The organism is Symbioplanes lichenis (genome assembly GCF_030709675.1).
In the GTDB taxonomy this organism is placed as follows: Bacteria; Actinomycetota; Actinomycetes; order Mycobacteriales; family Micromonosporaceae; genus Actinoplanes; species Actinoplanes lichenis.
This window is the reverse complement of the sequence record NZ_JAUZQD010000002.1, coordinates 469,568-494,801: the sequence shown is the minus strand read 5'-3', so window position 1 is coordinate 494,801 and position 25,234 is coordinate 469,568. Positions and strand designations below refer to the sequence as shown.

General features: G+C 71.4%; 22 protein-coding genes. 8 read left to right on the top strand and 14 right to left on the bottom strand.

Annotation, left to right across the window (positions count from 1 at the left end; all coding sequences use genetic code 11):
* Positions 1–15: 15 nt before the first annotated feature.
* The 3 genes from RAN62_RS06165 to RAN62_RS06155 form a co-directional block, all read right to left on the bottom strand.
* Positions 16–1,695: a ThuA domain-containing protein gene (locus RAN62_RS06165; RefSeq protein ID WP_305783484.1), complete on the bottom strand. Its 1,680-nt coding sequence runs from the start codon at positions 1,693–1,695 to the stop codon at positions 16–18.
* On the bottom strand, positions 1,692–4,520 hold the full coding sequence (locus RAN62_RS06160) for a PQQ-dependent sugar dehydrogenase (protein ID WP_305783483.1): 2,829 nt from the start codon (positions 4,518–4,520) through the stop codon (positions 1,692–1,694). The genes RAN62_RS06165 and RAN62_RS06160 overlap by 4 nt, the downstream gene beginning before the upstream one ends.
* A gap of 182 nt (positions 4,521–4,702) precedes the next feature.
* Entirely contained in the window at positions 4,703–6,091 is a 1,389-nt protein-coding gene (locus tag RAN62_RS06155; protein WP_305783482.1) for an FAD-dependent monooxygenase, read from the bottom strand.
* A 72-nt stretch (positions 6,092–6,163) separates the two neighbouring features.
* Between RAN62_RS06155 and RAN62_RS06150 the strand changes: the two genes are divergently transcribed.
* Positions 6,164–6,577 carry an RNA polymerase sigma factor gene (locus RAN62_RS06150; protein ID WP_305783481.1) on the top strand — a complete coding sequence of 138 codons (414 nt, stop codon included), beginning with the start codon at positions 6,164–6,166 and terminating at the stop codon, positions 6,575–6,577.
* On the opposite strand, the gene RAN62_RS06145 is transcribed toward RAN62_RS06150, so the two are convergent.
* The 3 genes from RAN62_RS06145 to RAN62_RS06135 all read right to left on the bottom strand — a co-directional run bounded on the left by RAN62_RS06145 (position 6,525) and on the right by RAN62_RS06135 (position 9,950).
* Positions 6,525–7,364 (bottom strand): glutathione S-transferase C-terminal domain-containing protein, encoded by an 840-nt coding sequence (locus RAN62_RS06145; RefSeq protein WP_305783480.1) that lies wholly within the window; start codon positions 7,362–7,364, stop codon positions 6,525–6,527. The two genes, RAN62_RS06150 and RAN62_RS06145, sit on opposite strands and share 53 nt — an antisense overlap.
* A gap of 18 nt (positions 7,365–7,382) precedes the next feature.
* Positions 7,383–8,618, bottom strand: a complete 1,236-nt coding sequence (locus tag RAN62_RS06140) for an EAL and HDOD domain-containing protein (protein WP_305783479.1) — start codon at positions 8,616–8,618, stop codon at positions 7,383–7,385.
* A gap of 501 nt (positions 8,619–9,119) precedes the next feature.
* Positions 9,120–9,950 (bottom strand): NAD(P)H-binding protein, encoded by an 831-nt coding sequence (locus RAN62_RS06135; RefSeq protein ID WP_305783478.1) that lies wholly within the window; start codon positions 9,948–9,950, stop codon positions 9,120–9,122.
* A gap of 146 nt (positions 9,951–10,096) precedes the next feature.
* Between RAN62_RS06135 and RAN62_RS06130 the strand changes: the two genes are divergently transcribed.
* Both RAN62_RS06130 and RAN62_RS06125 read left to right on the top strand, forming a co-directional pair.
* On the top strand, positions 10,097–10,561 hold the full coding sequence (locus RAN62_RS06130) for a MarR family winged helix-turn-helix transcriptional regulator (protein ID WP_305783477.1): 465 nt from the start codon (positions 10,097–10,099) through the stop codon (positions 10,559–10,561).
* Positions 10,562–10,768: 207 nt separating this feature from the next.
* Positions 10,769–11,842 (top strand): NAD(P)/FAD-dependent oxidoreductase, encoded by a 1,074-nt coding sequence (locus RAN62_RS06125; protein ID WP_305783476.1) that lies wholly within the window; start codon positions 10,769–10,771, stop codon positions 11,840–11,842.
* On the opposite strand, the gene RAN62_RS06120 is transcribed toward RAN62_RS06125, so the two are convergent.
* From RAN62_RS06120 to RAN62_RS06105, 4 genes are all read right to left on the bottom strand, one after another.
* Entirely contained in the window at positions 11,839–12,666 is an 828-nt protein-coding gene (locus tag RAN62_RS06120; RefSeq protein WP_305783475.1) for an ABC transporter permease, read from the bottom strand. The two genes, RAN62_RS06125 and RAN62_RS06120, sit on opposite strands and share 4 nt — an antisense overlap.
* Positions 12,659–13,585 carry an ABC transporter ATP-binding protein gene (locus RAN62_RS06115; protein ID WP_305783474.1) on the bottom strand — a complete coding sequence of 309 codons (927 nt, stop codon included), beginning with the start codon at positions 13,583–13,585 and terminating at the stop codon, positions 12,659–12,661. The genes RAN62_RS06120 and RAN62_RS06115 overlap by 8 nt, the downstream gene beginning before the upstream one ends.
* Positions 13,582–14,676 (bottom strand): LolA family protein, encoded by a 1,095-nt coding sequence (locus RAN62_RS06110; protein ID WP_305783473.1) that lies wholly within the window; start codon positions 14,674–14,676, stop codon positions 13,582–13,584. The genes RAN62_RS06115 and RAN62_RS06110 overlap by 4 nt, the downstream gene beginning before the upstream one ends.
* Before the next feature lie 82 nt (positions 14,677–14,758).
* On the bottom strand, positions 14,759–15,445 hold the full coding sequence (locus tag RAN62_RS06105) for an SDR family oxidoreductase (protein WP_305783472.1): 687 nt from the start codon (positions 15,443–15,445) through the stop codon (positions 14,759–14,761).
* 84 nt (positions 15,446–15,529) lie between these two features.
* On the opposite strand from RAN62_RS06105, the gene RAN62_RS06100 reads away from it, so the two are divergent.
* From RAN62_RS06100 to RAN62_RS06085, 4 genes are all read left to right on the top strand, one after another.
* Positions 15,530–16,087, top strand: coding sequence for a TetR/AcrR family transcriptional regulator (locus RAN62_RS06100; protein WP_305783471.1), 558 nt, complete (start codon positions 15,530–15,532; stop codon positions 16,085–16,087).
* A 4-nt stretch (positions 16,088–16,091) separates the two neighbouring features.
* On the top strand, positions 16,092–16,760 hold the full coding sequence (locus RAN62_RS06095) for a response regulator transcription factor (protein WP_305783470.1): 669 nt from the start codon (positions 16,092–16,094) through the stop codon (positions 16,758–16,760).
* Between the two features lie 40 nt (positions 16,761–16,800).
* Entirely contained in the window at positions 16,801–18,129 is a 1,329-nt protein-coding gene (locus RAN62_RS06090) for a sensor histidine kinase (RefSeq protein WP_369077147.1), read from the top strand.
* An 84-nt stretch (positions 18,130–18,213) separates the two neighbouring features.
* On the top strand, positions 18,214–18,957 hold the full coding sequence (locus tag RAN62_RS06085) for a YcnI family protein (protein ID WP_305783468.1): 744 nt from the start codon (positions 18,214–18,216) through the stop codon (positions 18,955–18,957).
* Positions 18,958–19,084: 127 nt separating this feature from the next.
* Here the strand turns inward: RAN62_RS06085 and RAN62_RS06080 are convergent, their stop codons facing one another.
* Both RAN62_RS06080 and RAN62_RS06075 read right to left on the bottom strand, forming a co-directional pair.
* On the bottom strand, positions 19,085–19,717 hold the full coding sequence (locus RAN62_RS06080) for an SRPBCC family protein (protein WP_305783467.1): 633 nt from the start codon (positions 19,715–19,717) through the stop codon (positions 19,085–19,087).
* Positions 19,714–20,079 carry an ArsR/SmtB family transcription factor gene (locus RAN62_RS06075; protein ID WP_305783466.1) on the bottom strand — a complete coding sequence of 122 codons (366 nt, stop codon included), beginning with the start codon at positions 20,077–20,079 and terminating at the stop codon, positions 19,714–19,716. Before RAN62_RS06075 ends, RAN62_RS06080 begins: the two co-directional genes overlap by 4 nt.
* Before the next feature lie 84 nt (positions 20,080–20,163).
* On the opposite strand from RAN62_RS06075, the gene RAN62_RS06070 reads away from it, so the two are divergent.
* Positions 20,164–20,901: a hypothetical protein gene (locus RAN62_RS06070; RefSeq protein ID WP_305783465.1), complete on the top strand. Its 738-nt coding sequence runs from the start codon at positions 20,164–20,166 to the stop codon at positions 20,899–20,901.
* Here RAN62_RS06070 and RAN62_RS06065 read toward each other — a convergent pair.
* Together RAN62_RS06065 and RAN62_RS06060 are read right to left on the bottom strand one after the other, a co-directional pair.
* Complete coding sequence (locus RAN62_RS06065) at positions 20,879–23,698, bottom strand: MGH1-like glycoside hydrolase domain-containing protein (protein WP_305783464.1); 2,820 nt, start codon at positions 23,696–23,698, stop codon at positions 20,879–20,881. The two genes, RAN62_RS06070 and RAN62_RS06065, sit on opposite strands and share 23 nt — an antisense overlap.
* Complete coding sequence (locus RAN62_RS06060) at positions 23,695–24,711, bottom strand: glycoside hydrolase family 43 protein (RefSeq protein ID WP_305783463.1); 1,017 nt, start codon at positions 24,709–24,711, stop codon at positions 23,695–23,697. Before RAN62_RS06060 ends, RAN62_RS06065 begins: the two co-directional genes overlap by 4 nt.
* Positions 24,712–25,234 lie beyond the last annotated feature (523 nt).

Here is a 25,234-nt window from a genome sequence, read left to right as displayed (position 1 = left end):
GGCGACGAGTACCCGCTAGGGGAGGACCCACTTCTGGTTGGCGGCGCCCAGGCAGTCCCAGATGTGGATCTGCCGGCCGTCGGCGGAGCTGTTCTGCGACACGTCGAGGCAGCGGCCGGACTGCGGGTTGCGTACGGTGCCGTCGGGCTGGGCCGACCAGTTCTGCGCCGCGCTGCCGTTGCAGGTGTAGAGCTGCACCTTCGTGCCGTTGGCGGTGCCGCCGCCGGCGACGTCCAGGCACTTGCCCAGCGCCTTGACGGTGCTGCCCGGCGTCACGGTCCAGGTCTGTGCCCCGGTGTTGTTGCAGGTGTAGAGCTGGATCTTGGTGCCGTCGGCGGTGGCGCCGCCGGCCACGTCGAGGCACTTGTTCGCCAGCCCCCGGACCGGTCCGGTGCGCGGGCCCGGTGGCGGCGTGGTGCCATCCAGTTCCTTGACGCGTACGTTGCGGAACGACACGTCGTCCCCGTCGCCGTGGTTCTGCAGCCCGATGTGCCCGGCGAGGGAACGTACCGGATCGGTGTCGGTGAAGTCGTTGATCTTTGTGCCGTTGAGGAGGACCTGCAGGTGCTCGCCCTCGACGAGCAGCTCGTAGGTGTTCCATTCGCCGGGCGGGTTCAGGGCGGCGTCGCGGGCGGCGAGGTCGGCCGACTGGAACGTGTAGACGGCGCCGGTGGTGCGGTCGGCGGCGTCCGTGGCGTCGATCTGCACCTCGTAGCCGTTGTTCACCGCGGACCACGGGTCGCCGGACGGGGGGAAACCGAGGAACACGCCGGAGTTGTCGTCGCCGGCCGTCTTCCAGTCCAGCTTCAGCGAGTAGTTGGTGAACTGCTTCGTGCTGTACCAGAACAAGCCCATGCCACCAGTGGAGGTGAGGGTCGCGTCGGTGTTGGTGAAGCTGCCCGGCCCGGCCTGGGACCAGCCGGTCGTGGCACCGTCGTAGAGCTTCGAGTAACCGCTCTCGGGGCGGCAGTCGGCGTCGGCCCGGCCGGCCGCGTACCGGATGCCGCCGAGCAGATGGGTGCGGAAGGCCGGGTCGGCGTACGACTCGACGGTGTGGCCGCCGCCGGTGTAGAACGAGCGACCACCGCTGTACGTCTTGCACCAGGCGTGCGGGTGGTCGGCGCCCATCCCGCCGCCGCTGTACGAGCTCTCGTCCAGGGTGGCCAGGACGTGTGCCGTCGAGCGGGCGTTGGTGCGGTAGTTGTACCACTCGTCCGTCCGGTGCCACCGCCCCGGCAGATGCGCGGTCGCCGGGTGCGCCCGGTCCTCGACCACCACGTCGGCCGGCTGGATCGCCGGGTGCGAGGCGAACCAGGCGCCGACGAGCTCGCCGTAGAAGGGCCAGTCGTACTCGGTGTCGGCGGCGGCGTGCACGCCCACGTACCCGTGGCCGCCGCGGATGTAGCTCTCGAAGGCGGTCTGCTGCGTCGCGTTCAGCACGTCGCCGGTGGTGTTGAGGAAGACGACGGCCTCGTAGTTCGCGAGCCCTGCGGTGCTGAAGACGGCCGGGTCCTCGGTGGCGGTCACGGAGAACCCGTTGGCCGCGCCCAGCTCGCGGATCGCGGTCGTGCCCGCGGCGATCGAGTCGTGCCGGAACCCGGCGGTCCGCGAGAACACCAGCACGTCGTACGGGTCGTCCGCGGCCACCGCCGGTACGGGAGCCAGTAACAGAGCGGCGAGCAGCTTACCGATCATGGGAGCACCCACTTCTGGTTGGCCGCGCCCAGGCAGTCCCAGATGTGGACCTGTCGGCCGTCGGCGGAACTGTTCTCGGACACGTCGAGGCAGCGCCCCGACTGCGGGTTGCGTACTGTCCCGTCGGCCTGAGCCGACCACACCTGGGCCGCGGAGCCGTTGCACGTGTAGAGCTGGGTCTTCGTGCCGTTGGCAGTGGCGCCGCCGGCCACGTCCAAGCACTTGCCGAGCGCTTTGACCGTGCTGCCGGGCGTGACCGTCCAGGTTTGCGCGGCGCTGCCGTTGCAGGTGTAGAGCTGGACCTTCGTGCCGTCGGCGGAGGCGCCGCCCGCGACGTCGAGGCACTTGCCCGCCAGGCCGTGGATCGGCCCGGTGCCCGAGCCGGACCCGTGGAATGTGAAGGCATCCAGGTCGAACAGGGCGCCGCCGCCCGTGGCGCCGGAGAACGTGAGGTACAGCGAGCCGGTGGTGGCCGGGGCGCCGGTGAGCGTGCCGGTGACGGTCGTGAAGACCTCCCAGCCGCCGGTCACCGGGACCGCCGCCGAGCCGAGGACGGTGCCGGTCGGCGAGCCCGTACGGACCTGCAGCGTGCCGCCCGCTCCGCCGGAGGACACCCGGGCGGTGAACGACGTGGCGCCGTCCAGCCGGTACGGCTCGAAGGCGATCCAGTCGCCGTTGTCGATGTTGCCGACAGTGCGGCCGCCTTCCGCCTGCGTCTTGGTGATCGGGTCGACGCCGGAGGAGGTCTTGTAGTGCTCCGCCTGGCGGTGCCGCGGCTGCAGGGTGTGCTGGGTGTGCGTGGTCAGCCCGCCCGCGTCGGTGTACTCGGCGTCGAAGACCGCGAAGATGTTCGCCGCCGCGTCGTGCTCACCGTCGACCGGGATCGTGATCGAGCCGGTGCAGCCGTTCTTCGAGGTGATCTGGTGGCCGTGGCTGTCATGGCCCAGCACGTACGTCATCGTGACCTTCGTGCAGTCGACGGAGGTGTCCTCCGGGTCGGTCACGGTGATCGAGAAGGGGACCGTGTCGCCGTACGCGAAGAGCGATCCGTTGGCCGGGCTGTTGATCCGGACCGTCGGCGCGGTGTTGCCGACGGTGATCGAGACGCTCGCGGTGCCGGTCAGGCCCTCGGCGTCGGTGACGGTCAGGGTCGCGGAGTACGTGCCATCGGTGGCGTACGTCTTCGTGGGGTTCGCCGCGGTCGAGGTGCTGCCGTCCCCGAACGCCCAGCGGTACGTGAGCGCGCCACCCTCGGGGTCCGAGGAGCCCGCCGAGGAGAAGGTGACGGTCAGCGGCGGCTGCCCGGACGTGCGGTTCGCGCTCGCCACGGCCGTCGGTGCCCGGTTGGAGCCGGCCAGGTAGTCAAAGCGGTAGAGCGCCGAGTTGGCGTCGCCGTTGAAGTAGCCGGTGCCGTAGTCGAGCACGTACAGGGCGCCGTCCGGCCCGAAGGCCATGTCCATCACCTGTTTGCCGGCCCACGGTAACGACGAGATCTCGCCGGCCGAGCCGTCCGCGCCGAGGTGGATCGGCTTGATCCAGCCGCGGCCGAGCTCGCCGGCGAAGAAGTGCCCGTCCAGGTCGGCCGGGAATTTCGTGGGCGAGTCCGACGTGGCGTCGAAGCGGTAGACCGGTCCGGCCATCGGGGACTCGGAGCCGCCGCCGAACTCGGGCGGGGTGCCGCTGTCGCCGCCGTACTTGATCCAGGCCGGGCGGGCCGGGGGCAGCTTGCTCGCGCCGGTGTTGCGGAACGAGTTGTTCGTGGGGCCGCCCGCACAGTCGAACTTCGGCCCCGTGCTGTTGGTGGCGAAGTTCCACTCGTTGTACGTCTCGGTGCTCGTGTTGGAGCCTGTGCAGTACGGCCACCCGTAGTTGCCCGGGCTGGTGATCCGGTTGAACTCGACCTGGCCGCCGGGGCCGCGGTTGGCGTCGGTGGCGCCGGCGTCGGGCCCGTAGTCGCCGAGGTAGACGACGCCGGTGGCCTTGTCGACGCTCATCCGGAACGGGTTGCGAAAGCCCATCGCGTAGATTTCGGGGCGGGTCCTCGCCGTGCCCGGGGCGAAGAGGTTGCCGCTCGGGATCGAGTACGACCCGTCGGCGTTCACTTTGATCCGCAACACCTTGCCGCGGAGGTCGTTGGTGTTGCCGGCGCTGCGCTGCGCGTCGTACGCGGGGTTGCGGTTGGTGCGCTCGTCGAGCGGCGAGAAGCCGGCGGAGTCGAACGGGTTGGAGTCGTCGCCGGTGGACAGGTAGAGGTTGCCCGCGGCGTCGAAGTCGATGTCGCCGCCGACGTGACAGCACAGGCCACGGTCGGCCGGCACGTCGAGGACGTCGACTTTGCTGCCGGCGTCGAGGGTGAAGTCGGCGTTCAGCGTGAACCGGGAGAGCCGGTTCACGCCCTGCCACGCGGACCAGTCCGAGCCGGTGGCCGGGGCGTCACCGGACGGGGTGGACAGCGGCGGGGCGTAGTACAGATAGATCTGCCGGTTGCTGCTGAAGCCCGGGTCGACGCCGACGCCCTGCAGGCCCTCCTCGTCGTGACCGTAGACGGGGAGTGTGCCGATGACGGTGGTGGTGCCGTTCGCGTCCGTACGCCGCAGGGTGCCGTTGCGGGCCGTGTGCAGCACCGACCGGTCGGGCAGGACGGCCAGGGCCATCGGTTCACCGACCTCGCCGACGCCCTTGGCCAGCGTCACCTGCTGGTAGTCGTCCGGGTCGATGTCGTGGGCCCGCGCCGGGCTCGCGACGGCGACCAGCAGGCCGGCCGCCAGCACGGTCACCGCCGCACGAGATCGAAACCTGGACATGCCTCGATGTCTGGCGACCATGGGGGTCCGTCCCTTCCTGACGTGGGGGAGTTGCCAGGCGAGCGACGCCGGCCCGGGGACGGCCCGCGGCGCTCGTAACCGCCATGTAACAGTGAGAAAACGCTAGTTACTTCCGCCGCGACTGCCCATACTTCTGCCTGATCTGCATCGACTTTCATCCATGACGACAAAAGGGCATCGGATCAGGCGGGACCGAACCAGCGCGACAGATGGACGTCGAGTTCGCGCTGGTCGTCCCCGGCCCAGGCCACGTGACCGTCGGGGCGGAGCAGGACGGCCGGCGCCTCCAGAGCCGCTGACGGGTCGGAGAGCAGATCGACCCGGTCCGGCCAGCTATCACACGAAAGACTTCCGGTGCGGTCCAGCAGGAGTCCACGACCGCGGTGCAGCAGGCTGTACAAGGTGCCTCCCCGCACGGCGACTTCGGGCAGCCGCCGGCCGACGAGATCACGAGACGACCCGAGGTCGTACCGGATGTCGATGGCTGTGATCTTGCCGAGCAGCCGGCGGTTGACCTCCTCGATGTCCATCAGCTCCGTGAGGAGCCGGAGCATGGCGCGCGCGCCGGGCTCGCCGGACTGCAGCGCCACCTGCGCGCGCGTGTTGTCGAGGACGTCCGCGGCGACCGGCCGGCGCTCGGTCTCGTACGTGTCGAGCAGTGTCGGAGGAGCCCAGCCCCGCACCTGAGCCGCCAGTTTCCAGCCGAGGTTGACGGCGTCCTGCAGGCCGAGGTTGAGACCCTGGCCGCCGGTCGGCGGGTGGACGTGGGCCGCGTCACCGGCCAGCAGCACCCGGCCCGCGCGGTAGGCCGAGGCAAGTCGCGTGGCATCGCCGAACCGGGACGTCCACCGCGCCGAGTGCACGCCGAAGTCCGTCCCCGCGAGCGCGCGCAACTGGTGCCGGAAGTCATCGAGCGTCGCCGTCACGGTCGCCCCGGCGGGAACGATCACCCGATAGAACCCGCCGCCCACCGGACGGACATTGATCCGCCGGTCCACCTCGCCGCCCGGTGGCTCGTCCACCGCCATCTCGCCCATGAGCGTCTCGTTGCGCGCGGGCTCACCGGGGAAGCCGATCCCGAGCAGCTTCCGCACCGTACTGTGGCCGCCGTCGCACCCGACCGCCCAGCGCGACCGCAGCCGCTCCCCACCGGCCAGCTCCACCGTCACCCCGTCGTCGTCCTGCTCGACGCCGGTCACCGTGCAACCCCGCCGGACGTACGCACCCTGCGCGACGGCGTGCTCTTCCAGCACCTGTACGAGCACCGGCTGCGGAATGCCCAGCAAATAGGCGTACGCGGTATCAATGTCCCCGGGGGCGGGCTTGTCGATGCCGGCGAAATACGCCCCGGCCGGCCGCCGCCGTCCATGGGCCAGCACCCGGTCGAGCAGCCCGCGCATCGCCATCAGCTCGAGGCTGCGGATGTGCAGGCCGACGATCCGCGCGTACGAGACGGGCTCGGTCTGCTGGTCGAGCACCAGCACCCGTACGTCATGCAGCCGCAGCTCAGCGGCCAGCATCGCCCCGACCGGCCCGCAGCCGGCGATGATCACGTCAGTCTCAGAAGTCATAGGGAGCTGGAAGTTACAAGCCCCGGCGGAACCGGTCCAGCGAATTGTCGATCCGGTCTGGCTGGCAGGCCCTTGCATCGGTACGCGGTCCAGGCCGCGATCGCCGCCGTCCACGCCGAGGCCCCGAGCCTCGCGGCGACCGACTGGGCCGAGATCTGCGGGCTCTACGACGTGCTGCGCAGCCTGTGGCCGAACCCGGTCGTGGACCTGAACCGGGCGGTGGCGATCGGCCTGCGCGACGGGCCGGCCGCCGGACTCGACGCGCTCGACCCGTTGCGCGACGAGCCGGCGCTGGCCACCTACGCCTACCTGAGCGCGGCCCGGGCCGACTTCCTGCGCCGGACCGGGCGGGACAGCGAGGCGCTCTCGGCGTACCGGGAAGCTCTGCAGTTGACGGACGACGCAGCGGAACGGGCTTTCCTCAGCGCGAGGATCAGCGGTCTGCGGGCGCCGACCAGTCGGGCAGCTCGGCGCCCGGATTGCTGAAGGCGGCGAAGTCGGTCGTCTCGTGGAAGGCCGGGATCGTGTAGAGATCGCGGGCGTACGCCCACAAGTGCGGGTAGACGTGCAGGCCCGGATTGATCTCGCGGCGGGCGTTGGCGCCGACGTCGTAGCGGACCAGGGTCACCCAGAGGCGGATGTCGGCCTCGGTCAGCCGATCGCCGAGCAGGTGGCGGGAGCCGGACAGCCGGGCGTCGAGGCGTTCGAAGGCTTCGAGCAGCGTTTCGCGGGCCGTGCCGGACGTGCGGGCCGGTCCGGTGCCGCGGTTGACCGCCGGGCCGATCCAGGTGTCGAGCTCCTCGATGCCGGCGCGCAGGTCCTCGGGGTAGGTGTCGATCAGCGGCGTCGCCACGTCGTGAAAGGCGGTGGCGAAGTCGAGGCCGATCGCCTTCGGGTCGTTGCTGACCAGCTTGCCGGTCTCCCGGTCCCACAACGCCGGGACGGAGACGTGGCCGCGGAAGCCGGGCTGCGTCGCCTCGTACGCCTGGCGCAGCAGCGTGAAGCCGTTGACCGGATCGGGGCCGTACTGCTCGCGGAACGCCCAGCCGCGGCCGTCGCGCTCGCCGTCGACGATGGACATGGTGACGATGTCCTCCAGGCCGGCCAGCGCCCGGGTGATCGCGGTGCGGTGCCACCACGGGCAGAACCAGCCGCCGTAAAGGTGGTAGCGCCCGGCCGTCGCCTCTGTGACGCGGCCGGGGAAGGTGACGATGTCACCCGGGACGTACTCGCCGTGGGTGACGACGTCGACCGGACTGGCGAAGGCGCTCATGTTTCGAAGCCTACAAATTCAGGCGGCGCCCTGGGTCGCCGCCACGGCCTTGGCGGACCAGCGCATCGCGGCCACCACCGTGCCGGACAGGTCGTGTCCGGCGTAGGCGGCGGCGACCTCGCTGAGATCCCCGCGTTCGTAGGCGTTGACGACCCGCAGCACCTGCCCGAGCGGTCCCGCGCCGCGCTCCAGCGCCGACTCGATCTCCGGGGTGAGCGGCAGCTGGTGGGCCATCGAGGCCGGGCTCATGCCGAGCATCTGCGCCACCGCGGTGATCAGCCCGGCCATGAACGCCGCGTCCGGGGTGGCGCCGAAGGCCGAGGCGACGTTCTCGCACAGGCGGGCGCGGGTGAGGGCGTCGGCCATCTGCGTCTCGGTGGCCTCGGCGACGTCGTCGACGACCATGAGCATGGCCCACTGCCGGATGTGGGCGAGGCCGAGCATGACGACGGCCTGGCGTACGGACGACACGCGGCTGGTCGCGCCCACGGCGGCCGAATTGCTGGCCCGCAGCACGCGCATGGTCAGCGCCGGGTCACCCGCGATGATTTTGAGGACCTTGTCCAGGTCGGCGTCCTTGGCGCTGAGCGCGCCGAGCAGCTCGAGCCGGCGCAGCTTCGACGGGGTGAGGCTGGCCGCCGTGAGGACCTGCGGGCGGCTGAGGACGTACCCCTGGCGCAGCTCGAAGCCGTATTTGTTGCTCAGCGCGACGTGCTCACCCGTCTCGAGCCCCTCCGCGACGATCTTGATGTCGGGGTAGGCGCGGCACGCCTCGACGATCTCGTCAAGGTGCGTGAGATCACCGCCGAGCAGGTCCAGCTTCACGAACGAGGCCAGCGGCAGCAGCCGCTCGTGCCCCGACCCCCACACGAAGTCGTCCAGCGCGATCCGGTACCCCTGCTCGACCAGCGCGGCGACACCCGCGATGACGTCGTCGTCCACGTCGACGGTCTCGAGGACCTCGAGGACCACGTGCTCGGGCCCGAACGGCAGCACCAGCTCACCGGTCAGGAACTCGCGCGTCATGTTGATGAAGCACGTCCGATCGCCGACGACCTCGTCGATGCCGAACTCGGTGAACGCGTTCACGATCACCTGACTGGTCGCGTAGGTGTCGCGCCGGCCGGCCTCGACGGCGTCCATGCTGCCGCGGAACAGCAGCTCGTAGGCGACGACATCGCCGGTCTCGTCGAAGATCGGCTGCCGGCCGACGTGCACGAGCTGAGTGCCCGGGGGCGGCAGGTTGGGGTTCACACCGGGTCATATCGGAGGCGGGTGGTGGCATATGAAGGTTTTGGAAGATCAAATTCATAAGAACGATGTCGTAGCGGGGTGGGGCGTTCAGACCGTCGCTCACGCCGAGGTGCCCGGCGCGACTCCGCTGGCCGCTGACGCGTCCAGGGCGCGGAGCCCCACCGGGCCACGTGCGTGATCCAAGCTCCCCAAAACAAAAGTCAACCCCCGCGGTCCGCACGCTGAGCAGCGCCGAACGTCGGAGCGATCTCGTGGCTCGCGCGACCGGCGTCAGGTGCGCGTGGCTGGCGTGGCCCGGGGTGAGGTGCGTGCGGCTGGCCGTGGTCGGGGTGAGGTGTGCGCGGCTGGTCTGGCCCGGGGCGGGGTGGGCGTGGCCGGGGTTGGGTGTGCGTGGATCGCGTGGCCGGCGACTGCTGCGCGGGGCTCGAATGGGCGGCTCGCGTGATCGGGGCCGGCTGCGTGGGGCGGGGTTCGGCGGCCCGATGCGGTCGGCCGCCGGGGTCAGGGGCGGCGGAGGTCGTCGAGCATGGTGGGGCGGGCCGGGGTCCAGCCGAGGGTGCGGGCCTTGGTGCCGGCGGCCTGCTGGTCGAGGAGGAGGGCGTCGGCGAAGGGGGCGCCCAGGCGCCGGCGGGATTCGTCGGGGGTTTCCGGTTGGACGTCGCCCACGGCTTCGCCGAGCTCGCGGACCGTGGGGTTGTGGCCCGAGGCGGCGATCACGTAACCGAGGCCCTCGCCCCGCTCGAGCACGATCCGGTAGAGCACCGCGAGATCGTCGACGTGCACGGTCGTCCAGTGCTGGGAGCCGTCGCCCACCAGGGGCACCTTGCCGCCGGGTGTGCGCGCCGCCGCGAAGCTGCCGGCCACACTGCCGCCGCCGTGGCCGTGGACGATGCCCGGCGCGACGATGGTCACCACCAGCCCGGAGGTCAGCACGGTCTCCTCGACCGGGATCCGCCAGGCCGTCAGCTCCGGCGGCTGCACCGGCGACTCCTCGGTGATCGCCGGATTGTCGCCCCAGAGCCAGATGCCGCTCGTGTGCACATACGGCAGGCCGGCCTCCTTCGCCGCGGCCACCACACTCCGGTCGAGCTGCGCCGTGGTCGCGTCCCCGGTCGCCGCCAGATGAGCCACGGCATCCGCCCCCGCGAACTGCTCGGCCACCCACGCCGGCTCGAAGAGGTCGCCCACGACCGGCAGCGCCCCGAGCCCGGCGACCCGGTCCGCGGACGCCCCCGAACGCACCAGCGCGGTCACCTGGTGCCCGGCCCGCACCAGCTCCGCGATCACCGCGGACCCGATGTAGCCCGACCCGCCCGTCAGCGCAATCCTCATGCCCACGACGCTATCCGCGCCGGCCCTCTCCCGCCCCGTGACCTTCACCTCCTCCACTCTTTTCTCCGGCCGAGGGCATCTTCGCTGCCCGTCGGGGTTCCCTTCCGGCCGAGGGAGTCCCCGCGCCGCGGCGGTAGGCTGGCCGCGTGAGTGTGAAAGGTGGCCGCATCGGGCTCTCGACCGCGCTGGTCCGGGCCGCCTTCCTGGTGAACGGGGCCTACGCCGAGAACAGCCGCGAGTTCGGCATCTCGTCGCAGCAGGGGCAGCTCCTCTGCTGCCTGCGGGCGCAGCCGTTCGGGATGGGTGACCTGAGCGTGGTGCTCGGCCTGGCCAAGTCGACCGTCACCGGGCTGGTCAACAACCTGGAGCGGGACGGGCTGGTCCGGCGCGAGGCGGACTTCCACGACTCCCGCGCGGTCAGCGTCGCCCTCACCGAGCACGGCCGCGAGGTGGCCGACGGGTTCTACACGCGGACGAAGCGGCAGATCGAGCAGTTCCCGGCCTCGCTCACCCCGGCGGAGCTCGAGACGCTCACCGGCCTGCTCGCCCGCGTCGCCCAGGACAACAACGTCTCCGCCATCTTCATGGAGATCGACCCCGCCGACGCCTGACGCGCCGGCTCGCCATGAGCCGCCGGCGGGGACGCGCAGGTCGGCGGCGACAGTGCGTGGCGGCGCGGGCGGTGGCACTGCGGACGGCGGACGGCGACGCGGCCCGCGGCGACAAGCTTCGGTGACCGAACTAACCCCCTCAGGCCTCTTGTAGTTCGGCAGCCAAACTAATACCGTTCGGCCACCGAACTAACAAAGGAGTGCACCATGGGCCGGACCATTGCGGTGATCGGCGGGGGATACGGCGGTTCGCTCGTCGCCCGCGAGCTGGACGACACAGCCGACGTCGTCCTCATCGACCCGCGCGACGCCTTCGTCAACGCGGCCGGCTCGCTCCGCGCCCTGACCCGCCCCGACTTCGCGCCCCGGATCTTCTTCCCCTTCGCCACGCTCCTGTCCCGCGGCCACTTCGTCCGCGGCGCCGCCGTCTCCGTGGACCCGCGCGGCGTCGAGCTCGCCGACGGGCGCCGTGTCGACGCGGACTACCTGGTGCTGGCCACGGGCTCCGGCTACACCTATCCCGCCAAGCCTCGCGCCGGCGTCACCAGCTCCGCCGAGGCCCTCGACGATCTGCGAGCCACGCACGAGCATCTGGCCGCCGCGGGCCGCGTACTCATCGTGGGGGCCGGGCCGGTCGGCCTGGAGCTGGCGGCCGAGATCAAGGAGGTCTGGCCGGACAAGCACGTGGTCGTCGTCGACCGCAACGCGGAGGTGCTGCCCGGCTTCCTGCTGCCCGAGGTGCGCGACGACCTGCTCGCCCAGCTCGGCCGGGCCGGCATCGAGCTGCGGCTCGGCACGACCGTCACCGGGCTGCCGGAGCCGGGCCACCACGGCGAGTTCCGGGTCGCCACGGGCGCCGGCGACGTGATCACGGCGGACATCTGGTTCCGGGCGAACGGTGTCAGCATCAACACCGGCTACCTGGCCGACGGCAAGCTCACGACCCTCACCGAGCGCGGCACGGTCCCGGTGACCGAGCGTCTCACCGTCCGGGGCCACGACCACGTCTACGCCCTCGGCGACATCGCCGACCTCCCGGACCCGAAGATGGCCAGCTACGCCCAGCAGCAGGCCCAGACCGTCGTGACCAACCTCAGGGCGCAGCTGACCGGCGAGCGCCCCGAGGCCGTGCACCCGCTGTCGCCGCCCCGGATGCTCATCCCGCTCGGCACCCAAGGCGGCGCAGGCCAGATATCAGGCCCGGTCTCCGTAGAGACGGTCCAGGAGCGCAAGGGCAAAGACCTCTTCACCGCCCAGTACGCCCGGCGTTTCCAGCGCTAACTGGTCACATCACGCCCGGCGAAGCGGGCCCACGCCGCCGGCAGGAAGATGACGATGTACGCCCCGGCCGTCAGCAGCCCCGGCCCCAGCCCGTCCAGGGACACCGGGTCCCGCAGCAGCTCGCCGAAGTCCCGCCAGTGCTGGGTCAGCAGGTACGGGTGCAGCCAGTCGAGCTGCGGGATCTGTCCCAGCACGAAGCTCGCCACGGTCAGCATCGCCAGGGCCACCGTGGCGCCCAGCGGCTGCTCGGTCAGCGTGGAGACGAAGAGCCCGACGGCGCCGAGCGCGGCCAGGCACGCACCCAGATAGAGGCAGATGGCGAGCAGGCGCAGCAGCCCCGAGCCGAAGCCGATCTGCGAGCCCGACAGCGTGGTGATCGCCCCGCCGCCGAAGAGGATCAGGCCCGAGATCAGCCCCGACGCCGCCACGACCAGCGGGGCCAGGAACGCGCCGAAGAGGATGCCCGCGTACTTGACGGCCAGCAGGCGGATGCGCCCGACCGGGACCGTCAGCAGATAGCGCAACGTGCCCTGCTGCGCCTCGCCGGCCACGGCGTCGCCCGCGAGCATGGCGATCGCGATCGGCAGGAAGAGCGTCAGCTCCACGCCCAGGCCGGCCAGCGCCACGAAGAAGCCGTTGCCGGTGATCTGCGAGAAGAAGTCCGGGCCGCCGGACGGGGAGGAAGAGGAGGGCGCGGCCAGGCGCATGGCGACGGCGACGATGATCGGCACGGCGGCCAGGGCGGCGAGACCCGCCTGATTGCGCCGGCGGCGGGCGATCAGGCCCAGCTCCGAGCGCAGGAAGCGGACCGAGAGGTCAGACATCGAAACCCTTCCCGGTCAGCTGCACGAACACGTCCTCCAGGCGCGGCGTCTCGACCGAGAAACCCCGCAACGGTACGCCGTCGTGCACCAGCTCCGCCACGACCTTCTCCGGGGGCACGGTGCCGAGCCGGCCGGACGCCTCGGCGGCGGACACCACGACCTCGTCCAGTCCGGTCCGGCGCAGCACGTCCGCCGCGTCACCGGGCCGGTCGGTCAGCACCCGGGCCCGGGGCTCGGCGTCGGCCCGGAGTTTGCCGAGCTGTTCCTGGGCGACGAGCCGGCCGCGGCTCATGACCCCGACCTGCGTGCACACCTGCTCGACCTCGGCCAGCAGATGCGTACTCAGCAGAACCGTGGCGCCCTCGGCGGCGAGCTGGCCGATCAGCGTGCGCACCTCGCGGGTGCCCTGCGGGTCGAGGCCGTTGGTCGGCTCGTCGAGGATCAGCAGGTCGCGCGGGACGAGCAGGGCCGCGGCCAGCGCGAGCCGCTGCTTCATCCCCAGCGAGTACGTCCGGTAGCGCTTGCCCGCCGCGCCCGTCAGCCCGACCCGGTCCAGCGCGGCGCCGATGCGCGCGGCCGAGGTCCGGCCCGGAGCCGTACGGTCGGCCGCGTCGAGCCGGCGCAGATTGTCCCGCCCCGACAGGTACGGATGAAAGCCCGGCCCTTCGACCAGCGCGCCCACCCGGGGCAACACCGTCGCCGCGCCCGCCGGCATCGGCACGCCCAGCAGCTCGTGCGTACCGGAGGTGGGCGTGATCAGGCCGAGCAGCATGCGGATCGTGGTGGTCTTGCCCGACCCGTTGGGTCCCAGGAAGCCGTAGACCGCCCCGCGCGGAACAGCCAGGCCGACGGTGTCCACCGCGACCTGGCTGCCGAACCGCTTGGTCAGCCCGTGTGAGGCGACCGCGAGGTCGGTCACTTTCCTGCGACCTCGTACAGCTTCTCCGGGGCGACTGCGCCGACCAGCACCCGGCCGTCGTCGGTCAGCAGCGCGCTGAACAGGGCGCTCGACAGCAGCCGGCCGCTGCCCCAGGTGCCGCTGACCTTCGGCAGGGTCTCCGTGACCGCGGTGACCTGGTCGTTGACCGGCACCTTGGCGACGAAGACGGACGTCCAGCCCTGGCCGACGACCTTCGAGCCCTCGGGCGCCTCCTTGGCGGCCTGCTCGGCTGCCTTCTCGTGCTCCTCGGCCGCCTTCTCGACGTCCTTGGCGCCGGACTCGGTCACCTTGGCGCCGGGCGGCGGGTTGAAGGTGAACTGCTCGGCGTCCGGGACGTCAAAGCTGACCTGCTGGAACGCGATGCGCACGGCCGGATCGTCGGCCCCCTTGGCGTAGACGTCCACGCCCAGCGGCACCTTCTTCTCCCCGTCGATGGCCAGGCGGACCTGCCCGACCAGCGAGGCGGTGTCGCGCGGCGTGAGCACCAGCTCGTACGCGTCGCGGCCCGCCACCTTCGCCGCCCCGGTCGTGGTGACCGCGGTCGTCGCGTCCACCGCCTTGAGCGCGGCGTCGGCCGCGTCGGCGGGCGTCGACGGAACGCCCGACGGCAGCGCCTCCGGTGTCCGCGAACCCTTGTCGGCCGGAAGGGCGAAGTGCCCGGCCTCGTTCTGCGCGCTGCGCCAGATCCACACGTCCTGCCCGTTGCGGATGACGTCGGTCTCGCCCAGCGTGCTCTGCAGGGCGACCCGCGCCTTGTCCTCCCCGGCGTACCAGACCCGGGCGGTGTTGCTGCCCGCCACCAGGTTCATCAGGTCGGCGCCGCCCTCGCCGCCACTGAGCCCGGGCAGCGCCGGCAACCCCAGGTCGGCGGTCTGCACGACGGTGCCGGACATGCCGTCCACCTTCGCGTTCTGCACATCGGTCAGCAGCTGCGCCGCGGTGATGTCCGGCAGCGTGGGGTCGGCACTCGCCGCGATGGTCCCCGCGGCCGCCCCGCCCCCGACGACGACCACGGCCGCCGCGGCCGGCACCAGCCAGCGCAGCGCCGGCCTCGACGTGAACACGCTCATGACTTTCCCCCTCGTCGGTGATTCTGGAGACCATCCTGCAAGCAACCGCCTGTGACGAGGCTGAGAAAGCCCCTTAGGGGTCTCAGTCCTGAGCCGTCGGGCGGATGACGATCTCGTTGACGTCGACGCCGGCCGGCTGGTCGACGGCGTAGGCGACGGCCCGGGCGATGGCGTCCGGGTCGAGGGACCAGTCGGGCTTGGCACCGACCGAGGCCCCCGCGAAATCGGTGGCCACGTAGCCGGGGGAGACGGCGGTCACGCGGATGTCCGGACCCACTTCCTGACGCAGGCCCTCGGACATCGTGCGGACGGCGTTCTTGGTGCCCGCGTAGACGGCCTGACCCGGGGTGATCTTGAGGCCGGAGGTGGACACGACGGTCACGAAGTGCCCCGAGCCCTGCGCGCGGAAGACGGGGAGGGCGGCGCTCACGCCGTACAGGAATCCCTTGATGTTGATGTCGATCATGTCCTCCCAGGTCTCCACGGCCAGGTCGTCGAGGGGCGCGACGGTGGCGACGCCGGCGTTGCCGACGAGGACGTCGAGGCGGCCGAAGCGCTCGCGGGCCAAGGCCACGAGGGCGTCCAGGTCGCTGCGCACGCGGACGTCTGTCCTCCGGTACGCGACAGCTGTCATCCGGCTCGCCAGCTGCTCGAGGCGATCCTCCCGCCGGGCGCCCAGGACGAGCTGGTGACCGGCCCGGGCCAGCCGCAGCGCGATGGCCGCTCCGATGCCGGCGGACGCGCCCGTGACGGCGATGACCTTGCTCATGGTGCCTCCCGCTAGAGTGGCGGACACGTGTCCGCTTCGACGGCAACCGTAACGGACATGTGTCCGGATAGCCAAGGGGGAACCGTGAGCCCGCGCCGAGACGCCGAACACAACCGCGCCCACCTGCTGGACGTCGCCCGCGCGGCGCTCAAGGAGTCCAGCGACGCCACATTGCAGTCGATCGCCAAGCGCGCCGGCGTGGGGCAGGGCACGCTCTACCGGCACTTCCCGACGCGCGAGTCGCTGCTGCTGGCCGCTTACCGCGACGACGTCGAGGAAGTGATCGGGGCCGCGCCCGCGCTGCTGCGGGCGCACCCGCCGCTGGTGGCGCTGCGGCGGTGGTTCGACCGGCTGGCCGCGTACGGGCGGATCAAGCACGGCGTCGCCGAGGCCGTGCACGCGGCGACCCGGGCCGAGCTGTCCGGCGAGTACTACGACCGCACCGCCGAGGCGATCACCCTGCTGCTGGAGGCCGGGCAGGCGCGGGGCGAGCTGCGCCCCGACGTGACCGCCGACGAGGTGCTGCTGCTCGTCGGTTTCCTGTGGCGGCTGCCCGACGACGACTTCGTCAACCGGTCCCGGCACCTGCTCGACATCGTCATGGACGGGCTGCGGGGTGGTGGTACCCACGTGCCAAGGTAGGGGGGTGCGCGTGCTTGTGGTGGAGGACGAGGAACGGCTGGCGGCGGCGCTGCGGCGGGGACTGCAGGCCGAGGGCTTCGCGGTCGACGTCGCGCTCGACGGGCAGGACGGGCTCGACAAGGCCCGCCACGGCGACTACGACGCGATGATCCTCGACGTCATGCTGCCCCGGCTGTCCGGCTACCGGGTCGTGCGGCAGCTGCGGGCCGAGCGCAAATGGCTGCCCGTGCTCATGCTCTCGGCCAAGGACGGCGAGTACGACCAGGCTGACGGTCTCGACTGCGGGGCCGACGACTATCTGACGAAGCCTTTCTCGTACGTCGTCCTGCTCGCCCGCCTGCGCGCGCTCCTGCGCCGGGGCACGCCGCGGCGCCCGGCCGTGCTGCGGCACGGCGACATCGAGCTGGATCCGGCCCAGCGCAAGGTGACGGTCTCGGGTGACGAGGTCACCTTGACCGCCCGCGAGTACGCGATGCTCGAATACCTCATCCGCCGCCCGGGCGAGGTGGTCTCCAAGACCGAGCTGCTCGACCACGTCTGGGACGCCGCCGAGCAGACCGCGGCCAACGCCGTCGAGGTGTACGCGGGCTATCTGCGCCGCAAGATCGGCCGCGACCGCCTGGAGACCGTGCGCGGGGCGGGCTACCGGCTGGCCGCCCCGGCCGGGGCCTGAGGTGCGCTGGCTGCGCCGCCTCACCCTGCGGGCGCGGCTGCTGCTGGTCTCCCTGATCACGCTGGTCGTCGGGCTCGCGGGCGGCGGCGTCGTGCTGGTCGTCACCATGCACTTCGCGCTGCTGCGCACGGCGACCGACGAGGCGCTCGACACGGCCGACGCGGTGGCCAAGCTGGTCGACGCCCGCTCACTGTCCGACCCGGTGCCGGCCGCTCCTTCCGTACGCGTCCAGGTGGTCGACGCCGCCGGAAGAGTCCTCAGCGTGTCCGCGGGCGCCGACCGGCTCGTGCCCATCCTCTACCCGCGCGAGATGACAGCGCTCACCGACCGTGAGGGCACGGACATCCCCGGCCCCCGCATCGGTCTCGACGGCCGCGTCCGCGTGGTCGCCGTGCGCGCCGGACCGCCCGACGCCCGCGTCACCGTCCTCGTCGCGCGCCCGACCGACGACCTCACCCAGAGCGTCCACCTGCTCCGCGTCGCCCTGCTGGCGACCTTCCCGCCCCTGATCGCGCTGCTCGCGCTGGTGTCGTGGCGCGTGTCGGGCGCGGCCCTGCGCCCGGTCGAGGCGCTGCGGGCGGGCGCCGAGGAGATCACCGGGGGTACGCGCCCCGGGCGCCTGCCCGAGCCGGACTCCCGCGACGAGATCCACGCCCTCGCCGTCACGCTCAACGACATGCTGCACCGGCTCGACGCCGCCCGGGCCCGCCAGCGCGCGTTCGTCGCCGACGCGGCTCACGAGCTGCGCAGCCCGCTGACCAACATGCGCACCGAGCTCGAGGTCGCCCAGGTGCTCCCGCCCGCGGCGACCGACTGGCCGGCGCTGACCGGGGACCTGCTCACCGACGTCGAACGGCTGAGCCGGCTGGTCGACGACCTGCTGCTGCTCGCACGCGCGGACGACGCTTCCACCCGGCCGCTCACGCCCGCGCGCGAGGAGGTCGAGCTCGGTCAGCTGCTCGCCGAGGTGGCCGGGCGCTATCCGGCGGTCGAGTTCGAGCGGCCCGCCGTGCCGCAGCGCGTGCTCGGCGACCGCGACGCGCTGGCGCGGGTGGTGGCGAACCTGCTCGACAACGCCGTACGGCACGCGGCGTCGGCGGTGCGGCTCGAGGTGACGGGCGAGGGGGCGTACCGGATCATCGCGGTGACCGACGACGGCCCGGGCATTCCGGCGGCCGACCGGGAGCGGGTGTTCGACCGGTTCACGCGGCTCGACGACGCGCGGGCGCGGGACGCGGGGGGCTCGGGGCTGGGGCTGGCCATCGTGCGGGAGCTGGTGCGGCGGCATCGGGGGACGGTCACGCTGCGGGGGACCGTGCCGCCGCCGGGGCTGCGGGCCGAGGTGCGCCTGCCTGTTGCTTCGCATTAGCCGGGAACTTTTCGCCGGCGGCGGTCGACTAACGGACGTGCCCGGCTCGGCTGCCGGGTGTCCCCCCGATTCGGAAGGCCGGAGATGTCCCTGCTGAAGCGTACGGGCGTGGTCGGTGGCCTGGCGGCCCTGTTCACCCTCGCCCTCGCCGTGCCCGCGTCCGCGCACGTGACCGTCAACCCCGGCGAGGCCACCCAGGGCGGCTACGCCAAGGTCACCTTCCGGGTGCCGAACGAGATCGACGACGCGAACACCACCAAGCTCGAGGTCAACCTGCCCACGGACACGCCGTTCGCCTCGGTGTCGCTCAAGCCGCTCCCGGGCTGGACCGCCGTGGCCGAGAAGGCCAAGCTGGCGAAGCCGATCGAGGCCCACGGCGCTCAGATCAGCGAGGCCGTCAGCAAGATCACGTGGACGGCGGTCGGTGACGCGGCGGTCAAGCCGGGCCAGTTCCAGGAGTTCGACGTCTCGCTCGGCCCGATGCCCGAGACCGACCAGGTCGTCTTCAAGGCCCTGCAGACCTACTCCGACGGCACGATCGTCCGCTGGATCGACGAGCCCACCACCGACGGCACCGAGCCCGAGAAGCCGGCGCCCGTCCTCAAGCTGGCCAAGGCCGCCGCCGAGGGTGCCGACACCGCGGCCGCCGCCTCCGCCGCCCCGGCCGCGAGCGCGTCGGCGTCGGCGGAGGACGACAGCGGCACGAGCTGGACCGGGATCGCCGGGATCGTGCTCGGGCTGGCGGGGCTGGTGCTCGGGCTGCTCGCCTACCGCCGCGCCGCCGCCGGCGCTCCGGCTGCTTCGCCCTCGTCGCCCGACAGCAAGTAGCTCTTCCGGGTTCCGTCTTCGCTCTCGTGCCGTGCCGTGCCGTGCCACGCCGATCGTCCTTCGCAGGTCGATCGGCGTGGCACTTCTCTGACCTTTTCGTGCGTCCGGCCCGGATGGATCGGCGCGGTCAGCCGCCGGTGTAGAAGGCGTACGAGCGGTCGGCGGCGGCGCGGGCCTCGGTCGCGTCCTGGCCGTGGGCGATCGCCGCCTCGGCCCACGCGTCGGCGAGGGTGCGCAGATAGGCCTTCCCCTCGGCCGACAGTGTCCACGCTTCGGACTCGCGCGGGTCGATCGCCGAGCCCGGCTCCTTGAGGTGCATCCCGAGCCCGAGCAGCGACAGGTCCCAGCCGATGCCGGTGGCGCCGGGCCCGTACTGGTCCCAGAACTCGTCGTCCACGTGCGCCACGTGCTCCAGCTCGAAGCGCGAGCGGCCGTCCGGCTCGGCCGTCAGCCGGACCTCGATCCAGCTCACCTGCCCGTTGAACTCCCACGTCGCCGCGAAGCCGCGCGGGCGGTCGCAGCTCGTGATCGTGCCGCTGGCGTTGCCTTCGATGGCGTACTTGCCGCCTTCGGCCAGGTCGCCGCTGACCGGCAGGAACCAGCGGGCGATCCGCTCGGCGGTCGTCACGGCCTCCCACAGGTCCTCGACATCGGTGTCGTACACCTGGCTGATGGTCTGCACCCGGGCCTGGCCGGCCTCGAGCGTGCGGTCGCCGACGGTGCGGCGGACGGTGCTCATCTCGTGCGTCGCGAAAATCATGCGGGATCTCCCGGGTCGGGTTCGGTCCCGGCGCCCAGCCGGCGCCGGCGCTTGCCCCGGGCCACCTCCGTGGCCAGGGCGTCCAGGTGCGGCGTCCAGAAACGCCGGAATCTCGCCAGCCAGGCGTCGGCCTCGCGCAACGCGGTGTCGTCCACCGCGTAGAGCCGCCGTGCGCCGTCCGGCCGCACGGTCGCGAAGCCGTTGTCCCGCAGCACCCGCAGATGCTGGGACACGGCCGGCTGGGAGATCCCGAACTCCGCCCGGACGACGTCGGTGATCGCCCCCGAGGCCTGCTCACCGTCGGCGAGCAGCTCCAGGATGCGGCGGCGCACCGGGTCGCCGAGCACATCGAACGCGTGCACGGGCGTACGCTATCAGCTGACACTTATATAAGCCAGCACTTAAGTCGGCGTCGGGTGACGCGGTCACCTGGCAGGGTGAAGGCCATGAACAGACGGCTGCCGGCCCTGCTCGTGGCGGCTGTGGCTGTGCTCGGTGCGTGCGAGTCGCCGGGCCCGCCGGCTTCGGTGGCGCCGTTGCCTACGCCGCTTCCCGCGTCCTCGCCCTCCGTGACATCGCCCGCTGCCGCCTCCGTGAGCTCGGGAACCTTGTCCCGCGCGGCGAGCGCCTCGGCGTCCGCGGGGTGGGAGGTGACCGTCTACTACACCGCGGTCGAGAAGTTCCATGACGGCGACAGCGAGACCGTGACCGGCTGCCGCACGATCAGCTGCGCGCACGGCGACGCCGACCTGGGCGACTATCCGTCGTCCTTCGTGGCGGCGGTGGAGGAGGAGGGTACCGGCCGCACGGCGAGCGGCCGGTACCTCAACTGGTCGTACGACGTCGGCTTCTGGCTGGACACCGCGCCGCGCGACACGGCCGGGCGGGCCCTGCGCCCCTTCGTCTCCGCGGCGGCCGACCCCGGGGTGCTCGCGGCCGGCACCCGCTTCCGCATCGCCACGTGCGGCCACGCCGACGACGGGTCCGCGCCGGCCGCCGAGGTCTGCGCCCGGCTGCGGGCGGCCGCCTGGCAGGTGACCGACGAGTTCACCCCCGGCCGCGGCGGCGAGCGCCACCTCGACGCCTACATCGGCGAGGAGACCGGGCCGGGGTTCACGGATTCGCCCTGGTACCTGACCCTGACCGGCGCCGCCCTGACCGTCAATACAGCTGCACCTCGGTGAGCCCTGTCTTCGCGGTGCCGGTGGGCTGGGTGAAGTCGATGCGGAGGCGAGTGGTGGCCACCGGGGTGAAGGTCACACGGTTGTAGTTGGACTGCGGGACGGCCGGCGTCTTCACCTGACTCGCGGTGGGCACCCAGGCCGTACCGTTCCAGTACTGCACGGTGTACGCCGACGGGGGACGGTAGCGGTTGGCGGCCCGGTCGTTGCGGAAGAACAGGCGGGCTTCGCCGAGGGTACGGGTGGTCGTGCCGAAGCTGACCTCATACCACTCAGTGGCATTGGGGCTGCCGTAGCTGCCCCACAGTGGCGCGTCGGTCGGCAGCCCGTCGGCCGCGGCGGCCGTACTCGTGCCTGTGGTGGTGTAGGAAGCGCTCGTGGTCGCACCTTGGGCGAGGTTCGGCGTCGTGGAGGACAGGTTCACGCCGGCTTTGGCGAACACGTCGACCATCCGGGCGCTGGTTTGTGTCACGTTCTGCGGGGCCTGCAGGCCGGGGAACGCCGCGGTGAAAGTCGCCGTGCCGGTGCCGGAAGGAAAGGTGACCGTACCGGTGGCGGGGTTGTAAATGAGGCGGGTGAGGCGATCGGCGGTCGCGACGCGGGTGCCGTCGAGATAGATCGAATAGCCCTGCGGGACACCGGGATAGCGGGTGACGCCGTCGGCCGGATCGTCCCAGACGACGGAGAGGTCCGCGTTGCGGTAGCGCAGGTTGTTGACGGCGAAATGGGTCCAGCCGATGTCGATCGGGGACAGCTCGATCTGCGCGTCGGTGCGGGGTCGCAGGCCGGCCACGTCCTCGATGACGGTCCAGTTGCTGCTGCCCAGAATGTTGTGGTGGATCCAGGAACGATAGGTGATGCCGCTGCCGTTCCAGTCGGCCCAGAACTCGTTCGCGTCGGGCCAGCGGGTGTCGCCGCCGACGTATTGCGCCCAAGCGTTCCAGTAGAGCAGCTTCTTGTAGTCCTCGGCGTCCATCCAGGAGTTCGGATAGTTGCGCAGCACCGAGGAGTAGAGCCGGAACTGCACCGTCGAGTTGATGGTCGAGAAGTTGTTGCTGCCCGGGAATCCGGCCGCCGCGGCCGCCGCCTTGTCGCGCTGGTTCGCGGTGTAGAAGGGGAAGATCGGGTACTCGGCGGGGTCGGCGAACAGGCGCAACGCTTCCCGGTACTCCGCGGTGTTCGGCATCAGGCCCACGGCGTACGGGTAGTAGTTGTTGATCTCCTTCCACGGCACGTGCGTGTTCGTGGCGACGTGTTTGTGCTCCAGCAGGCGGCGGCTCGGATTCCAGAGCGTGGAGACGACGCCCGTACGGATGCGGTCGGCCAGGGTCTGCATCTCGGTGGCCTTGGCCGTGTTGCCCTGCAACGCGTAGAAGTCGCGGGCGGCGTTCGCGGCGGACCACACGTAGGCCGTCTCGGTCCGGTCGAGGTTGCCGGCGCGCCAGTCGAAGGACACCGCGTCGGCGTCGTTGCCGGTCATGGCGCCCCAGTCGTACTCGATGACGCCGTTGTTGTTGGTGTCGTAGGTCGCGAGCTGGTCCTTGGCGTCGCCCTCGGCATAGCGCGCGAAGTTCGGCAGCATCGCGGGCTGCCCGCCGTGGATCTGATAGGCGCGCAGGGCCGCCTCGGCGATGTACTGCGTGTACGAGTTGGACCAGTTCTCCGGGTCGCCCGGGTTGTCCATGAACCGGCCGCCGCCCGAGGACTGCCCGACCGCGAGATAGTTCCCGTACGCGTATTCGGGGCTGCGCAGGTATTTCAGGTCGTCGAGGTGCATCGGCTGGGTCAGCGCGATCGCGTTGTTGTAGCCGGTGACGCCCTCGATCGACTGCGGGAACTGGTAGTCCTGGCCCGGGATGTCGACGTCGAGATGGTTGAAGCGCATCAGCCACCAGCGGTAGTAGATGTTCTTCTTGATCGCGGGATCAGGAACGTCGAGATAGGGGATGTTCTGCGCCCACCACCGGTTGTACTCGCGGACGTGGGTGGCGAAGGCGGCGGTGGGGGTCTGCGCGCGATAGGCGTTGTACTCGGTCAGCGACTGCGGCAGTTCGGTGGTGACGAATCCGAGTTGCACCTTGGTCGTCACGGTCTGCCCGGCGCCTACGGTCACGGTTCGGGTGAGGGCGCCGCTGGACGCGGTGAAGCCGTCGCCGGAGAAACGGGGGTAGAGGGTTGTCAGGTTGTTCTTCGCCGCCCGGGTGCCGGTGAGTTCGGTTCCGGTGCCGGTCGTCGTGTACGGGGAAACCGCTCGCAATTGCAGTGTCGCCGCGCTGGTGCCCGAGTTGACGACGGCCAGGTTGGTGACGAGGACGTTGTTGTGGGTGATGAATTTCGTGACGTCGAGGCGGAGGGAGCCGTTGGTGTGGACGCTGCGCCAGTGGCTCGGCGTCTGCCGGCGCTGGGCGGGCTGCTCGGTGAAGGTGCCGGTCGAGGCCGTGACGGCGTACGCGTTCTGGCTGCTGATGTTGTCCCAGTAGGCCGCGTTGCCGCCGAAGCCGATGACTGAAGGGGTGTGGGTGTACATGAACGCGCCGCGGCCGCGCGTCATGAGGAGGGTGCCCGCGGGGTCGTTGCCGGTGCGGGCGAGGAGGCGGTCCATCCAGAAGTCGGTGCCGCTGCTTTCCGCGTCGTAGATGGCTTGCATGGTGCTGCCGGTGCTGTAGGCGACGGGCGGGGCGGGGATCGTGCCGCCGGTGAAGGTGGGGTAGCCGATGGGCTGGCTCGCTTGCGCCGCGGCCGGGGGCAGGGCCGCGGTGATGAGCAGGGCAGCTGCGCAGGCTGCGATCGGGCGCCTCATGACGCGTACGCCCGGTGGTGCGCCTCTTGCGCGGCGGGCGGAGCCGGGTTCGGCGGGGGACCGGCGGTGGTGGGGGTGACGCGCTGGATGGTGCCGTCGGCGTTGAAGTACATGCGGTCGACGGCGACCGAGCGCCGGAAGTTGCCGCCGCCGGGGGCGTTCGCGGTGTGGTAGACGAGGTACCACTGGCCGTGGAACTCGACGGCGCCGGCGTGGTTCGTGGTGGAGGACACACGTCCGAGCACGATGCCCCGGTGAGTCCAGGGGCCGAGCGGGTTCGTGGCCGTGGCGTACCGCTGGCAGGCGTAGGCGGAGTCGGTGACACAGCCACTGGTGTCGTTGGCGGCGTACATCATGTAGTAGAGGCCGTTGCGTTTGAACATCCAGGGCGCTTCCCAGAAGTTCGTGAGCCCCTGCGGGGTGACGACCGAGCCGACCGTGTCGATCATGTTGCTCGCCAGCCGGACCGCGCGCGGCGCCCAGTAGCCGCCCCAGTAGAGGTAGGCCTGCCCGTCGTCGTCCACGAAGACGGTCGGGTCGATGTTGAGCGCCGACGAGTTGGGGGTGCTGTCGCTGATGATCGGGCCACCCTTGGCGTCGGTGAACGGGCCGAGCGGGCTGTCGCCGACCGCGACGCCGATGTTCATCCAGCCGGGGCCGTTGCCGTTGACCGAGGTGTACCAGTAGTAGCGGCCGTTGCGGGGCTCGACCTCGCTCGCCCACGCGTCCGCGCCGGCCCAGGGGAAGGTGGCGATGCTCGCGCGGGCGCCGTGCTGGGTCCAGGTCGCCGCGTCGCTGGATGACAGAACGTGCCATTCGCGCATGCGGAAATTGCTCGTTCCGCTCGGGGCCTCGTCGCGCCCGGCGTAGATGTACATGGTGTCGCCGACGACAAGCGGCGCCGGGTCGGCCGTGTAGATGCTGGTGACGATCGGGTTGGCGGCGGCGGCCGGCGCGGCGATCGCCACCGTGCCGAGCAGGACAGCCGCCGCGGCGCTGCGGAGTATGCGCACAACTCCTCCATTCATGGACCTCTGTCAATGTCTGGAGGTGTCAGCCTGGCGGACGAAAAGGTTTTCGGCAAGATGTCGTTCGTGGCACGTATCGGCAGGTCGAGAGTGATCTTTGAGGCGGGTCCGACTTTCGGGCGCCGGGCGCGGCGGTGGCCGTTCGCTCATCGTGCCATGGTGGTTGGCGGGCGGCGCGTCCGCTGAACGCACCTCCTTGGCCGCGGGTCGCCGGGTGGTCGGTGGTGGCCAGAGTCCGGTCGTCCGGGAGGAGTTGCGCGCGATCGGGAACCGCGCCGCACAGCGAACCGGCCGGAAAGAACGATTCTGTCCGGCCGGCCGTTCTCGATGGTTCCCGACCGTTTCGTGATGGGCGAGTGGCGGGGCGGGTCTTCGCACGGGCGGTCGGCGGTGGCGCGCCGCGTTTTCGTGGCGGGCTTGGCGGTTGGCGGACCGCGTCGCGTGGGCTGGTGCTATATGGACCACGTCGTGGTGGGTGCGTGCTGGTGGGCCGCATCGCTTGCAGCGC

What these genes read in the sequence shown, in the direction of transcription:
- RAN62_RS06165 (WP_305783484.1), bottom strand. Translation starts at nt 1,695, where the DNA reads ATGATCGGTAAGCTGCTCGCCGCTCTGTTACTGGCTCCCGTACCGGCG.
- RAN62_RS06160 (WP_305783483.1), bottom strand. Translation starts at nt 4,520, where the DNA reads ATGGTCGCCAGACATCGAGGCATGTCCAGGTTTCGATCTCGTGCGGCG.
- RAN62_RS06155 (WP_305783482.1), bottom strand. Translation starts at nt 6,091, where the DNA reads ATGACTTCTGAGACTGACGTGATCATCGCCGGCTGCGGGCCGGTCGGG.
- RAN62_RS06145 (WP_305783480.1), bottom strand. Translation starts at nt 7,364, where the DNA reads ATGAGCGCCTTCGCCAGTCCGGTCGACGTCGTCACCCACGGCGAGTAC.
- RAN62_RS06135 (WP_305783478.1), bottom strand. Translation starts at nt 9,950, where the DNA reads ATGAGGATTGCGCTGACGGGCGGGTCGGGCTACATCGGGTCCGCGGTG.
- RAN62_RS06125 (WP_305783476.1), top strand. Translation starts at nt 10,769, where the DNA reads ATGGGCCGGACCATTGCGGTGATCGGCGGGGGATACGGCGGTTCGCTC.
- RAN62_RS06120 (WP_305783475.1), bottom strand. Translation starts at nt 12,666, where the DNA reads ATGTCTGACCTCTCGGTCCGCTTCCTGCGCTCGGAGCTGGGCCTGATC.
- RAN62_RS06110 (WP_305783473.1), bottom strand. Translation starts at nt 14,676, where the DNA reads ATGAGCGTGTTCACGTCGAGGCCGGCGCTGCGCTGGCTGGTGCCGGCC.
- RAN62_RS06105 (WP_305783472.1), bottom strand. Translation starts at nt 15,445, where the DNA reads ATGAGCAAGGTCATCGCCGTCACGGGCGCGTCCGCCGGCATCGGAGCG.
- RAN62_RS06085 (WP_305783468.1), top strand. Translation starts at nt 18,214, where the DNA reads ATGTCCCTGCTGAAGCGTACGGGCGTGGTCGGTGGCCTGGCGGCCCTG.
- RAN62_RS06080 (WP_305783467.1), bottom strand. Translation starts at nt 19,717, where the DNA reads ATGATTTTCGCGACGCACGAGATGAGCACCGTCCGCCGCACCGTCGGC.
- RAN62_RS06070 (WP_305783465.1), top strand. Translation starts at nt 20,164, where the DNA reads ATGAACAGACGGCTGCCGGCCCTGCTCGTGGCGGCTGTGGCTGTGCTC.
- RAN62_RS06065 (WP_305783464.1), bottom strand. Translation starts at nt 23,698, where the DNA reads ATGAGGCGCCCGATCGCAGCCTGCGCAGCTGCCCTGCTCATCACCGCG.